The 13,784-nt window shown below is 72.5% G+C and carries 11 protein-coding genes; 4 read left to right on the plus strand and 7 right to left on the minus strand.

Translation table 11 applies throughout. The features are described 5' to 3' along the window. Window positions 1-84 precede the first annotated feature (84 nt). On the minus strand, window positions 85-759 hold the full coding sequence (locus AAW13_RS06330; RefSeq protein WP_046726727.1) for a TetR/AcrR family transcriptional regulator: 675 nt from the start codon (window positions 757-759) through the stop codon (window positions 85-87). A gap of 294 nt (window positions 760-1,053) precedes the next feature. Here AAW13_RS06330 and AAW13_RS06340 point away from each other — a divergent pair, with 294 nt between their 5' ends. Genes AAW13_RS06340 through atzF form a run of 4 tightly spaced genes read left to right on the plus strand, consistent with a single transcriptional unit; the run spans window position 1,054 to window position 7,759 of the window. After that, window positions 1,054-1,878 (plus strand): urea amidolyase associated protein UAAP1, encoded by an 825-nt coding sequence (locus AAW13_RS06340; RefSeq protein ID WP_046726728.1) that lies wholly within the window; start codon window positions 1,054-1,056, stop codon window positions 1,876-1,878. After that, on the plus strand, window positions 1,875-2,489 hold the full coding sequence (locus AAW13_RS06345; protein WP_046726729.1) for an urea amidolyase associated protein UAAP2: 615 nt from the start codon (window positions 1,875-1,877) through the stop codon (window positions 2,487-2,489). The genes AAW13_RS06340 and AAW13_RS06345 overlap by 4 nt, the downstream gene beginning before the upstream one ends. Continuing rightward, window positions 2,486-5,995, plus strand: a complete 3,510-nt coding sequence (locus AAW13_RS06350; protein ID WP_046726730.1) for a 5-oxoprolinase/urea amidolyase family protein — start codon at window positions 2,486-2,488, stop codon at window positions 5,993-5,995. The genes AAW13_RS06345 and AAW13_RS06350 overlap by 4 nt, the downstream gene beginning before the upstream one ends. Before the next feature lie 18 nt (window positions 5,996-6,013). Then, the gene (gene atzF, locus AAW13_RS06355) at window positions 6,014-7,759 is read left to right on the plus strand and encodes an allophanate hydrolase (protein ID WP_079178721.1); all 1,746 of its coding nucleotides are present in this window, start codon (window positions 6,014-6,016) and stop codon (window positions 7,757-7,759) included. Here atzF and AAW13_RS06360 read toward each other — a convergent pair. From AAW13_RS06360 to AAW13_RS06385, 6 genes are all read right to left on the minus strand, one after another. Continuing rightward, window positions 7,741-10,596: a DEAD/DEAH box helicase gene (locus AAW13_RS06360; RefSeq protein ID WP_046726731.1), complete on the minus strand. Its 2,856-nt coding sequence runs from the start codon at window positions 10,594-10,596 to the stop codon at window positions 7,741-7,743. The two genes, atzF and AAW13_RS06360, sit on opposite strands and share 19 nt — an antisense overlap. Window positions 10,597-10,680: 84 nt before the next feature. Next, entirely contained in the window at window positions 10,681-11,625 is a 945-nt protein-coding gene (gene tatC, locus AAW13_RS06365; protein ID WP_071659448.1) for a twin-arginine translocase subunit TatC, read from the minus strand. Window positions 11,626-11,672: 47 nt separating this feature from the next. Continuing rightward, window positions 11,673-11,951: a Sec-independent protein translocase subunit TatA gene (gene tatA / locus AAW13_RS06370; protein WP_046726733.1), complete on the minus strand. Its 279-nt coding sequence runs from the start codon at window positions 11,949-11,951 to the stop codon at window positions 11,673-11,675. A 260-nt stretch (window positions 11,952-12,211) separates the two neighbouring features. Further along, entirely contained in the window at window positions 12,212-12,406 is a 195-nt protein-coding gene (locus AAW13_RS06375; RefSeq protein WP_046726734.1) for a hypothetical protein, read from the minus strand. Window positions 12,407-12,415: 9 nt separating this feature from the next. Further along, a complete protein-coding gene (locus AAW13_RS06380) occupies window positions 12,416-12,709 on the minus strand; it encodes a hypothetical protein (RefSeq protein WP_071659449.1) in 294 nt (97 codons plus the stop codon). A gap of 55 nt (window positions 12,710-12,764) precedes the next feature. Beyond that, window positions 12,765-13,775: a helix-turn-helix transcriptional regulator gene (locus tag AAW13_RS06385; RefSeq protein WP_046726735.1), complete on the minus strand. Its 1,011-nt coding sequence runs from the start codon at window positions 13,773-13,775 to the stop codon at window positions 12,765-12,767. Window positions 13,776-13,784 lie beyond the last annotated feature (9 nt).

The raw sequence follows: 13,784 nt of genomic DNA on the forward strand, positions 1-13,784 counted from the left end.
ACGTGGCGTGACGAGCCGTGCGCGTGCGAAAGTGACTCACCGTGACGGGTGAAAGCGCGCCGCGGAGCGAAACCCCGGGGGGTCTCAGACGCCGACGATCCGCAGCGCCGCGTCGGCGGTGGCGCTGGCGAACTCGCGGGCGGGGCGCTCCGGTTCGGAGCGGTGGACCAGGATGACGCCCTCGATCAGCCCGAAGACGAGGTCGGTCCGCAGCTCCAGCTCACCCTTGGCCGACGCCCCGCCGGCGGCGCCCGCTGTCGCGGCGGAAGCCGTCGCGGACACCGAGGCGGACACCGAGGCGGCGATCAACTGCCGATAGGCGTCCTTGAGTTCGGCACGTACGGCGCGGAAGGCGGCGAACCGCTCCGCCCGCACCTCGGGCAGCAGGTAGAGCGCGCCCAGATTGTGCGGTCCCGCGCACAGCAGCTCCACGTCGGCCCGGCACAGGGCCCGCAGCCGCTCGGCGGCCGGTGTCGCGTCGTCCGCGAGCAGCTCACGCGCGTAGGCCAGGGACGGGGTGACGGTGGACTCCAGCAGCTCGGCGAGGAGTTCCTCCTTGCCGGAGACGTAGTGGTACATCGACGCCTGCCGCATGCCCGCCCGCTCGGCGACGGCCCGGGTGGTGGTGGCCGCGTAGCCGTGGGTGGTGAACAACTCGGCCGCCGCCGCGAGCAGTTCGGCCCGCGGTTCCAGGCCGCTGTCCGGCCGCTGCACGACCCGCGGGCGACCGACCCGACGGCCACCACTGCTCGTCCCCATGCGTTCGATCCTCGCACACGGCCCCGCACGACGATCACGCCGCCGCACCCGACACGGAGCGGGCGGCGCGGGCGGCGCAGGCGGCACAGGCGGCACAGGCGGCACAGGCGGCGCAGGCGGCGCAGGCGGCGCAGGCCGGAGGGCGGCGGCCCGCTCCTGCGGCCCGTCGCGCACACCCCCCGTGAGCCCTCGGTAACCGGGCCGGAACGCCCGCGCAACGCCGCCGACGCGCCCCGCCCCTAATTTCTGTCGGGCGACAGAAACAACCGAGCCCGAGCGACCGGAGGCCGAGCGATGGCGACAGCGACGACATACGGAGCCCGGGCGCACGCCCGCGCCCAGGAGGGCACCCGCGCCGACGCGATGCCGGTCGTACCGGCCGCCGACTGGCCCGACCCGCCCTGCGAGGCCGGCCACCTGGTGTGGGCCGAGACGGTGGCGGGCGGCAACTACACGCACCGCGTCCTGGCCCGCGGCACCGAGCTGCGCCTGACCGACCTGCGCGGCGACGCCTGCGCCCACCTGCTGCTGTACGCCGACGGCCGCCCCTGGGAGCGCCTGAACGTCGCCGACACCGTCAAGGTCCAGTGGAACGCCTACCTGGGCGAGGGCGTGCTGCTCCTGTCCGACCAGGGCCGGGTCCTGGCCTCCGTCGTCGCCGACACCTCCGGCCGGCACGACGCCCTGTGCGGCACCTCCACCCTGGTCCGCAACACCGACCGGTACGGCGACGGCACCCCGCAGTCGCCGTCCCCGGCCGGCCGCGAGCTGTTCAAGCTGGCGGCGGCCAAGAACGGCCTGGAACCGCGCGACCTGCCGCCGTCCCTGTCGTTCTTCCAGGGCGTGGAGGTGCGCGACGACGGCACGCTGGACTTCACCGGCTCGGCCGGTCCCGGCGGCAGCGTCACGCTCCGCGCCGAGCAGGACCTGACCGTACTGATCGCCAACGTGCCGCACCCGGCCGACCCGCGCCCCGACTACGTCAGCACCCCTCTGGAGATCCTGGCCTGGCGCGCCGCCCCGACGTCACCCGGCGACCCCCTGTGGGACGCCACCCCCGAGGGCCGTCGCGCCTTCCTCAACACCACCGGATTCCTCGCCGCCAGGGGGCTCGCATGAGCACGAGCACGCAGACCGCCGTCGTCCCGGCCCGTGCCGCCTGGTCCGCCGTGATCCGCGCGGGCGAGACCCTGACCATCACCGACCTGCACGGCAACCAGGCCGTCGACTTCCTCGCCTACGACGCCCACGACACGGCCGTCCGCTACAGCGCGCCCGACACCATCCACGCCCAGGGCGGCATCTTCCTCACCACCGGCAGTGTCCTGCTCTCCAACGAGCACACCGCGCTGATGACGGTGACCGAGGACGAGGTCGGCCGGCACGACACGGTCGGCGGCGCCTGCTCCAAGGAGTCCAACACCCTGCGCTACGGCCACCACACCTGGTCCCAGCACGCCTGCGTGGACAACTTCCTCGCCGAGGGCGCGAAGCACGGCCTCGGCAAACGCGACCTGGTCTCCAACATCAACTGGTACATGAACGTGCCCGTCGAGAAGGACGGCACCCTCGGCATCGTCGACGGCATCTCGGCACCCGGCCTGAAGCTGACCCTGCGCGCCGAGCGGGACGTCCTGGTCCTGGTCTCCAACTGCCCCCAGATCAACAACCCCTGCAACGGCTTCGACCCGACCGCCGTGCGGATGACGACCACCGGAGCCGCGGGATGACCTTCGACACCCTGCTCGTCGCCAACCGCGGCGAGATCGCCGTCCGCGTCATCCGCACCGCCCGCGAACTGGGCCTGCGCACGGTCGCCGTGTACTCCGACCCCGACCGGGCCGCCCCCCACGTACGCCTGGCCGACGAGGCGGTCCGGCTCGGCCCGGCACCCGCGAAGGAGTCGTACCTCGACGCCGACCTGGTCCTGAAGGCGGCGAAGGACACCGGCGCCGGCGCGATCCACCCCGGCTACGGTTTCCTCTCCGAGGACGCCGGGTTCGCCCGGCGCTGCGAGGAGGCCGGGATCGTGTTCGTGGGCCCGACCCCGGAACAGCTGGAGCTGTTCGGCGCCAAGCACACGGCACGGGCGGCGGCCGAGGCGGCCGGGGTACCGCTGGCCCCGGGCACCGGCCTCCTCTCCGGTCCGGACGAGGCCCTTCGGGCAGCCGCCGCCATCGGCTATCCCGTCATGCTCAAGGCCACCGGCGGTGGCGGCGGCATCGGCATGTCGGCCTGCCGGTCGGCCGCCGAACTGACCGAGGCCTGGGAGCGGGTGCAGCGGGTCGCCGCCGCCTCCTTCTCCTCCGCCGGAGTGTTCCTGGAGCGCCTGGTCGAGCACGCCCGCCATGTCGAGGTGCAGGTGTTCGGCGACGGCGCGGGCCGGGTCGTCACCTTCGGCGACCGGGACTGCTCGCTCCAGCGCCGCAACCAGAAGGTCGTCGAGGAGGCCCCGGCCCCCGGCCTGCCCGACCACGTTCGTGCCCGGCTCGCCTCCGCCGCCCGCGGACTGTGCGCCTCGGTCGGCTACCGCTCCGCGGGCACGGTCGAGTTCGTGTACGACGCGGCCCGCGAGGAGGCCTACTTCCTCGAGGTCAACACCCGCCTCCAGGTGGAGCACCCGGTCACCGAGGAGATCTACGGCGTCGACCTGGTCGCCTGGATGCTGCGCCTGGCGCGGGGCGAGTCCGAGGTCGTGCGCGACCCGGGCGCACCGCGCGGGCACGCCGTCGAGGCCCGGGTCTACGCCGAGGACCCGTCCCGGGAACACCGGCCCAGCGCCGGGCTGCTGACCCGGGTGGAGTTCCCGGAGGACGTACGCGTCGACGGCTGGGTGGAGACCGGCACCGAGGTGACGACGTCGTACGACCCGATGCTCGCGAAGGTGATCGCGCACGGCCCCGACCGCGCGGGGGCGCTGCGCAAGCTGGACGAGGCGCTGGCCCGCACCCGGGTCGACGGCATCGAGACCAACCTGGGCCTGGTGCGCGCCGCGCTCACCGAACCCGGCTTCCGCGCCGCCGCCCACTCCACGGCGACCCTCGCCACGGTCACCGATCCCACCCCGCGGATCGAGGTCGTCTCGGCCGGCACCGTCACCACGGTCCAGGACTGGCCGGGGCGCACCGGCTACTGGCAGGTGGGCGTGCCCCCGAGCGGCCCGATGGACGACCGTTCCCTCCGCCTCGGCAACCGTGCGCTCGGCAACCCGGAAGGCGCGCCCGGCCTGGAGTGCACCCTCCAGGGCCCGTCGCTGCGCTTCACCCACGCCACGACCGTCTGTGTGACCGGCGCCCCGGCGCCGGTGGCCGTCGACGGCATCCCCGTCGCCCAGTGGGAACCGGTGACGGTCCCGGCGGGCGGGCTGCTGGAGGTCGGCGCCCCCGCCGGGCACGGCCTGCGCACCTACGTGCTGTTCGCCGGCGGCGGCCTGGACGTCCCGGCCTTCCTGGGCAGTGCGAGCACCTTCACGCTGGGCCGGTTCGGCGGGCACGGCGGACGGGCGCTGCGCACGGGTGACGTCCTGCACGGCGGCGCCGTGACAGCGGGCGAGCCGGTGGCCGAACGCCCGCGCCTCACCACCGTCTGGCACCTCGCGGCCGTCGAAGGCCCGCACGCCGCACCGGAGTTCTTCACCGAGGACGACATCCGTGACTTCTACGCCGCCGAGTGGAAGGTGCACTTCAACTCGGCGCGCACCGGGGTCCGGCTGGTGGGGCCCAAGCCGCGCTGGGCGCGCACCGACGGCGGAGAGGCGGGCCTGCACCCGTCCAACATCCATGACACCCCGTACTCGGTCGGCGCCGTCGACTACACCGGCGACATGCCGGTCCTGCTCGGCCCCGACGGTCCCTCGCTGGGCGGTTTCGTGTGCCCGGCGACCGTCCTGAGCGGCGAACGCTGGAAGCTCGGCCAGCTCCGCCCCGGCGACACGGTCCGCTTCACCCCGGTCGACGTGACGGGAGCGCCCCGCCCCGAGATCGTCGACGGCGGTGTGCTGGCCCGCGACGGGGACGTCACCTACCGGCGCAGCGGCGACGACAACCTGCTGGTCGAGTTCGGCCCGATGCAGCTGGACCTGGCGCTCCGCATGCGCGTCCACGCGCTGATGGAGGCGGTGACGGCGGCGGCCCTGCCCGGGGTCACGGACCTCACCCCCGGTATCCGCTCGCTCCAGATCCGGACGGACCCGGCCGTCCTGCCCCAGTCCGGACTCCTGCCCGTCATCCGGGAGATCGTCTCGGGCCTGCCGCCCACCGCCGAACTGGTGGTCCCCTCCCGCACGGTCCACCTCCCGCTCTCCTGGGACGACCCGGCGACCCGGGAGGCGATCGCCCGCTACATGGCGGGGGTCCGCGACGACGCGCCCTGGTGCCCGTGGAACATCGAGTTCATCCGCCGGATCAACGGCCTGGACTCGGTCGAGGACGTGTACCGCACGGTCTTCGACGCGGAGTACCTCGTGCTGGGCCTCGGCGACGTGTACCTGGGCGCCCCGGTCGCCACCCCGCTCGACCCGCGCCACCGCCTGGTCACCACGAAGTACAACCCGGCCCGCACCTGGACCGCCGAGAACTCGGTCGGCATCGGCGGCGCCTATCTCTGCGTCTACGGCATGGAGGGCCCGGGCGGCTACCAGTTCGTGGGCCGCACCACCCAGGTCTGGTCGGGGTGGCAGCAGCGGGGCGCGTTCGAGCCGGGCTCGCCGTGGCTGCTGCGGTTCTTCGACCGGATCAGGTGGTATCCGGTGACCGCGGAGGAACTCCTCGACCTGCGGGCCGACATCACCTCCGGCAGGTTCGTGCCGCGCGTCGAGGAGGGGACCTTCTCCCTGGCGTCATACCAGGGCTTCCTCGCGGAACACGCCGACGCGATCGCGGAGTTCAGGTCACGTCAGCAGAAGGCGTTCACCGGGGAACGCGATGCCTGGGAGGCGGCGGGCGAGTTCGCACGGGCGGCCGCGGCCACGGCCCCCGCCGCCGCGCCGACGGAGGTGTCCGTACCGCCGGGCGGCCGGCTGATAGAGGCCGAGTTCGCCGCCTCCGTATGGCAGTTGAACGTCCGGCCGGGCGACGAGGTGACCTCCGGTCAGCCGCTGCTCGCCCTGGAGGCGATGAAGATGGAGTCCAGGGTGCACGCGCCGATGGCCGGTGTGGTGACGGAGATCCTGGCCCGGCCCGGCGACCAGGTGGAGGCCGGCACGGCGCTGCTCGTCCTCGCCCCGGCCGCGAACTGACCCCGAGGAGCGAACAACATGTCCAGCACCCTCTCCCGTGTCCGGGCCGCCTACGCGCGCGTCGAAGCGGTCGGCCGCCCCGAGATCTGGATCGACCTGCGCCCGCGGGAGGAGACCGAGGCGGAGGCCCGCGCGATCGACGAACGGGTGGCCGCCGGGGAGCGGCTCCCCCTGGCGGGGCGCCTGTTCGCCGCCAAGGGCAACATCGACGTCCGTGGGCTGCCCACGACGGCGGGCTGTCCGGCGTACGCGTACGAGCCGGCGGCCGACGCCCCCGTGGTGGCCCGGTTGCGAGCGGCGGGCGCGCTGGTGCTCGGCACCACCAACCTCGACCAGTTCGCGACCGGCCTGGTGGGCACCCGCTCCCCGTACGGCGCCGTGCGCAACGCGATCGACCCGTCGAGGATCAGCGGCGGTTCCAGTTCGGGTTCGGCGGTGGCGGTCGCCCTGGGGATCGTCGACTTCGCCCTGGGCACGGACACGGCGGGCTCGGGCCGGATCCCGGCCGCTTTCAACGGCATCGTCGGCCTCAAGCCCACCCGGGGCCTGGTGCCGACGGCGGGGGTGGTGCCGGCCTGCGCCTCGATCGACTGCGTGACGGTGTTCGCCCGCACCCTGGCGGAGGCCGAGCAGGCGCTGAGCCATGCCGCGGCCGGGCCGGAGCATGCGCTCCCGCCGCTCCCCCGGCGCCGTCCAGGCCCCTGGCGCGTCGCCGTCCCGCCGATCGGACAGCTCGGTGAGCTCGACGAGGGCTGGGTGGCGGCCTACGAGGCGGCGGTGGCCCGCCTGACCGCCGCGGGCGCCTCGGTCCGCACCCTCGATCTCACCCCCTTCACGGAGGCGGCGGCGATGCTCTACGAGGGCGCGTTCGTCGCGGAGCGCTACACGGCAGTGGGTCCCTTTGTCGACAAGTTGATCTCATCGGGCGGGGAGGGTCTGGATCCCACCGTGGCCGGCATCATCACCCGGGCCCGTGACATCCCGGCGCACCGGCTCTTCGCCGACCAGGAGCGCCTCGCGGACCTGCGCGCCCGTGCCCTGGCCGAGCTGTCCGACGCGGACGCCCTTCTTCTCCCCACCGCCCCCGGCCACCCGACCCTGGCGGAGGTGGCGGCCGACCCGCTGGGCGCCAACGCCCGCCTGGGCCGCTTCACCAACTCGACCAACCTCTTCGACCTGGCGGCGGTGGCGGTTCCGGCCGGCGAGGTGAACGGTCTCCCGTTCGGCGTGATGCTGATCGGCCCGGCGTTCACGGACGAGCGCCTGGCCGCGATCGCCCGCTCCCTGGAGCCGCGGGTGCGGCTGGCGGTCCTGGGCGCCCATCTGACGGGCCAGCCCCTCAACTCCCAGCTGCTGGCGCAGGGCGCGGTACTGGACGGCACCACGACCACGGCCCCGGCGTACCGCTTCCACGCCCTGCGGACCGACCCGCCCAAGCCCGGCCTGGTGCACGTGGGCGGGGGCGGCGCGGCGATCGAGACGGAGGTGTGGACCCTCCCGGCGGAGGGCCTGGGCCGCCTGCTGGCGAGTCTCCCCCGCCCGATGACCCTGGGCACGGTGGAACTGGCGGACGGCACCACCGCCGCCGGCTTCCTGTGCGAACCGGACGCGCTGACGGACGCCGAGGACATCACCCGGTACGGAGGCTGGCGCGCCTTCTTGGCAGGAGCCGAGGACAGCGCCCCGTCAGGGGTGCGGGGAACCGCGCGATCAGCCCCCACGCACCCGCACGCACCGCTCGGCGATCACCCCACCGACGAGTAGGCCACAACCCCCCGCAGCACCAGATCGACGGCCTTGCGCGCCGTCTTCCCCACCGTCGACCCCTCACCCGCCGGCGCCGCCGCGGACAACTGCCCCAGCACGTCGATGACCTGCTTGCACCACCGCACGAAGTCCCCCGCGGGCATCTCGGCCTCGCGCAGCACCTCGTCCAGTCCCGTGCCGGAGGCCCACATGTACACGGCCCAGGCGAAGCCCAGGTCGGGCTCGCGCTGCCCGACGCCCTCGGTCTGGTTGATGCGGAACTCCTCCTCCAGGGCGTCGAGGCGCCCCCAGATCCGCACCATCTCGCCGAGCGCGGCCTTGGCCTTGCCGGACGGCACCTTCGGGGCCATCGCGTCGTCCCCGGCGCGCGCTTCGTACACCAACGCGGAGACACACGCGGCGAGTTCGGCGGGGCCGAGCCCCTCCCACACACCCGCCCGCAGGCATTCGCTGGCGAGCAGGTCCAGTTCGCCGTAGAGCCGGGCGAGCCGCTTGCCGTGTTCGGTGACCTCGTCCCCGCGCAGGTAGTCCAGCTCGGTCAGCAGGGCCACGATCCGGTCGAAGGTCCGGGCGATGGTGTTGGTCCGCCCCTCGATGCGCCGCTCCAGCTGTGAGGTGTCCCGCATCAGCCGGTGGTAGCGCTCCGCCCAACGGGCGTGGTCCTCGCGGTCGTTGCACCCGTGGCAGGGGTGGGCGCGGATCGCCGTGCGCAGTCGGGCGATCTCGCGGTCGTCGGCCGCCTGCGACCGCTTCTTGCGGGCCCGCTCCGGCGGGATGTGCCCGGCCTTGGTGCGCAGTGCGGAGGCGAGGTCCCGACGGGACTGCGGGGAACGGGGGTTGAAGGACTTGGGGATCCGCATCCGCTCCAGCGCCTCGACGGGCACCGGGAAGTCCATCGACGCCAGCCGCTTGACCTGCCGTTCGGCGGTCAGCACCAGCGGGCGCGGCCCGTCGTGCTGTTCGAAGCCGCGGTGGCCGTTGGACCGGCCGGCGGGCAGCCCGGGGTCGAGGACCAGCGCGAGCCCGGCGTACTTGCCCGTCGGCACGTGGATGACATCGCCCGGCTTGAGCTTCTCCAGGGCCACGGCCGCCTCGGCGCGCCGCTGGGCCGCGCCCTGCCGGGACAGTTCGGTCTCCCGGTCCTTCAGCTCGCGCCGCAGGCGCGCGTACTCCTCGAAGTCGCCGAGGTGGCAGGTCATGGACTCCTTGTAGCCGCTGAGCCCTTCCTCGTTGCGCTGCACCTGCCGGGAGATCCCGACGACCGACTTGTCGGCCTGGAACTGCGCGAACGAGGTCTCCAGCAGTTCCCGGGAGCGGTGCCGCCCGAACTGCTCGACCAGGTTGACCGCCATGTTGTACGAGGGCTTGAAGCTGGACCGCAGCGGATAGGTGCGGGTGCCCGCGAGTCCGGCGAGGTGCTCGGGGCTCATCCCGCGCTGCCACAGCACCACCGCATGGCCCTCGACGTCGATGCCCCGCCGGCCCGCACGGCCCGTCAGCTGCGTGTACTCACCGGGGGTGATGTCGGCGTGCTGCTCGCCGTTCCACTTGACGAGCTTCTCCAACACCACCGAACGGGCGGGCATGTTGATGCCGAGCGCGAGGGTCTCGGTGGCGAACACGGCCTTGACCAGGCCGCGTACGAAGAGTTCCTCGACGACCTCCTTGAAGGTGGGGAGCATGCCTGCGTGGTGGGCGGCGATGCCCCGCTCCAGGCCCTCGAGCCATTCGTAGTAGCCGAGGACGTGCAGGTCCTCGGGCGGGATGGACGAGGTGCGCTCCTCGACGAGTTCCCGCACCCTCTCCCGTGCCTCGTCGTCGTTGAGCCTGAGCCCCGCGTACAGGCACTGCTGGACGGCGGCCTCACAGGCGGCACGGCTGAAGATGAAGGTGATGGCGGGCAGCAGGCCCTCGTTGTCGAGCCGTTCGATGACTTCGGGGCGGCCCGGGGTCCACACCCGGGAGCGCTGCCGGCGTTCCCGCTCCCGGTCGGCCTCGCGCATGGACCGGCCACGTCTGCGGTCCTGGTACGACGGACGCTGTGCCTCCATCCGGGCCAGCCGGGCGAGGTCGGGGTTGACGGCCTTCTTGTGCCCCTCGCCCTCCTCGAACAGGTCGTACATCCGGCGTCCGGCGAGGACGTGCTGGAACAGCGGGACGGGGCGGTGCTCGGAGACGATGACCTCGGTGTCACCGCGGACGGTGTCGAGCCAGTCGCCGAACTCCTCGGCGTTGGAGACGGTCGCCGACAGCGACACCAGCGTCACGGACTCCGGGAGGTGGATGATCACTTCTTCCCAGACGGCGCCGCGGAAACGGTCGGAGAGGTAGTGGACCTCGTCCATGACCACGTAGCCGAGGCCGATGAGCGTCCCGGAGCCCGCGTACAGCATGTTCCGCAGGACCTCGGTGGTCATGACGACCACGGCGGCGTCCGGGTTGATGCTGTTGTCGCCGGTGAGCAGGCCGACCATGCCGTCTCCGTAGCGGCGGCAGAGGTCTGCGTACTTCTGGTTGGACAGCGCCTTGATGGGTGTCGTGTAGAAGCACTTCTTGCCCTGCATGAGGGCGAGGTGGACGGCGAACTCGCCCACGATCGTCTTGCCGGAGCCGGTGGGGGCGGCCACCAGGACGCCCTTTCCGGCTTCCAGGGCCTGGCAGGCCTCGATCTGGAAGGGGTCGAGGCCGAAGTCGTACATCTCGCGGAACGACGCGAGCGCGGTGGCCTGCTCGGCGGCCCGCCTGCGGGCCGCCGCATACCGCTCGGCCGGTGAGAGATCCTCTGTCATCGTGCTTTCGAGCGTACCGGTCCCCACTGACAACAGGACGATCATTATCCGGAACATGGGACAGCGGACGACGAAGAGGTGCCCGCGTCCTGGGACGCGGGCACCTCCTGGTGCTGGTGACGGTGTCCGTCAGGTCACGTCGTCATAGCCGTTGACCCGGTCCGGTCCGGCCTCGGGGAGGGCGCGGCTCGCGGTGACGGTCTCGATCTCGCCGACGTCCTCGGGTGTGAGGTCGAGGTCGGAGGCCTCGTCGTCGTCGAGTCCGTCCTCGTCGCGACGGCGCTTGCGCCGGTCGTTGAGGAGGGAGAAGGCGACCGCGCCGAAGTACAGCACCCAGATCGGCCCGGCGAGCGCCAGCATGGAGAGCGGGTCGGTGCTCGGGGTGGCGACGGCGGCGAAGACGGTGATGCCGAGGATCATCGCGCGCCACCAGCCGAGCATCCGCTTGCCGGTGATGATGCCGGTGAGGTTGAGCATCACCAGGAGCAGCGGCAGCTCGAAGGAGAGACCGAAGACGATCACCATGCGGGTGACCAGTTGCAGCAGGTCGTCGAGCGGCAGCAGGTTGCTGACCCCGTGCGGGGTGAAGCCGATGAGCACCTTCGCGGTGGTCGGCAGGACCTTGTACGCGAAGAAGGCGCCGGCGAAGAAGAGCGGGACGCCGGTGCCGACGAACGCGTAGGCGTACTTCTTCTCGTGCCGGTGCAGGCCGGGGGCGACGAAGGCCCACAGCTGGTACAGCCAGACCGGGGAGGCGAAGACCACGCCGGCCATCAGGGAGACCTGGAGGGCGAGCGTGAAGGGCGCGAGCAGACCGTTGATGGTGATCTGGGCGCACTGCTCGTCACCGGTGGTCTTGTTCATCTCCGAGAAGGTGTGCGCGCAACCGACGGATTCGAGGATCGGCTTGGTGAGGAAGTCGATGATGTTGTTGTAGAAGAAGGCGGCGACCACCGTGATGACGATGATGGCCAGCATGGCCTTCGCGAGCCGGTTGCGGAGCTCGCGAAGGTGATCCGCGAGAGGCATCCGCCCCTCGGGATCCTTCTCCTGTTTGCGGGCAGACTTGGGCAACCCACGTCCTCATCTCATGCGGCAGGCCGGGGGTTACCGGCCTTGCGTCAGCGCTGGGTGGTGTCCGACGGCTCGTTGACCGGGCGGGAGCTGGTCACGTCACCGGGGGACGCCTGGATGGTGCGCTGGGCCGGGGGCTGCTCGCCGGAGGCGGGCGCCTGGGAAGTGGTGCTGCCGTCTTCCTTCATCGCCTTGGCCTCGCTCTTGAGGATGCGCGCGGACTTGCCGAGCGAGCGGGCCATGTCCGGAAGCTTCTTCGCGCCGAACAGCAGGATGACGACGACAAGGATGAGAATGATCTCGGGGGCTCCGAGCCTTCCGAACATAAGTCTTTACCTTCTCACCGAGGCGGCTGGGTGGGGTGCTGTCCGATCGGTCGGACATACGTCCGAGTGATCGTGCTCTCAGCGATCGTAACGCTCAGGGGTAAACGTGAGGCAATCCCCGTGCGTACTCCCGGTCCGCGGAACGGGCCTCGTTCTCCGTGCCGCGAGCAGCAGCGTACCCGTCGGGGTGCTCGGCATGACAGGGCGAAGTGACGCAAACCGCTTCAGGCCCACTACTCACATCGCCTTCACAGGGGGCGTCACAGTGCGTCGACAGTCCGGGCGGCGCTCTCGGCCGCCCGCTCCAGGTCCTCCGCGGCCCGGTTGATGCGCCGCGCCGACTCCGTGACCTGCGCTCCCAGCCGCCGTGCCTCCAGGAAGACCCGCACGGCCAGGACGCCGAGCACGGCGAGACCCACGAACCCCACGGCTACCGCGATCATCGCCCAGAACATGCCCCGAGCCTAGACCGTGGGGTGCAGCCGCAGGGTTTTGACCCCGCCGCCGGTGAGCAGCTCGACGATCCGCTCGCCGGCGGGCTTGCGGACGGCGGCCCCGCAGTCGGGGCACGTGAAGGAGTAGAACGTCGTCTTGCTGGTGGCTCCGATGGCCAGGCGCAGGGCGCTCGCGGCGAGCTCGAAGCTGCCCCGGCAGTCCGGGCAGCCGGCCCGGAACACCACGGGGACCACTCTTCTCATCCCGGCGAATGCGGCCGCGACCGTGATCTCCCCCGCGCCGGAACCCGAAGACTCGCTCAAATCCCTCGCCCCTCCATGTTGGTCGTTCGCCTCCGGGGCGCCCTCGCCCTGCGGCTCACTCACGCCCTTGCTGATCGGCGACCACGCCACGGTCGTACGCCGCCAGTGCCTCGCGGGCCGCCCGGCTGGCGCTCTCGGCCAGCTCGGGCGGTGCCACGATCCGGCCGTCGCCGCCGAGCCTGAGCGCCAGCCGGCGCAGGGAGGCCGGATCGGGGGTGCGCAGAGTAATACGCAGTCCGCCGTCGGGAAGCTCATCCGCGCTGTCGTGCGGGTAGTACTCGGCGACCCAGCGGCCGCCCGGGCCGACCTCCACGACCACCTCGGGGTCCTCGGCGGCCGGCTGCACCAGCGCCTCGGACAGGTCGCGCAGCTCGATCTCCGGGGGCGCGGACGGCTCGTCCAGGATCTTGATCTCCGCCACCCGGTCGAGCCGGAAGGTGCGGCGGGCCTCGGAGCGCCGGCACCAGGCCTCCACATAGGTGTGGCCGACGCTGACCAGGCGGATGGGGTCGATCTCGCGTTCGGTGACCTCGTCACGGGCCGGCGAGTAGTAGCGGATCCACAGCCGGCGGCGCTCGGAGATCGCCCGGTCGACGTCGGCGAAGACGCCGCCCTCGGACTCGAAGGTCACCGACAGCCGGGCGCTGGCGTCGCCCGCCTCGCCGGCCGCGGTCTCCACCTTGGCGGTGGCCCGCAGCAGCGCCTGCCGGTCGCCCTCGCGCAGTCCGGGCAGGGTGGCCACGGCGCGGGCGGCGACCAGGAGCGCGGTCGCCTCGTCGGCGGCGAGCCGGAGCGGTTCGGCGGCCTCCTCGCCGAGCGCGGCGGCGTTGTGCCACCAGATCCGCTCGCCGTCGGTGTCGATGTCCAGCAGGTCACCGCCCCGGAAGCTGGTGCCGCACATGGGCAGCACGTCGAGGTCGGAGACCAGCTCGTCCTCCGTGATGCCGAACGCCCGGGCGACGTCCGCGATCCGGGCGCCGGGGCGCTCGCGCAGATAGGTCACCAGGGACAGCATCCGCCGGGTCTGGTCGATGGCGCTGACGGGCCTGACCGGTTTGCCTGCCACTGTCTTGCT

This window comes from Streptomyces humi (assembly GCF_001005085.2).
Taxonomy (GTDB): domain Bacteria; phylum Actinomycetota; class Actinomycetes; order Streptomycetales; family Streptomycetaceae; genus Streptomyces; species Streptomyces humi.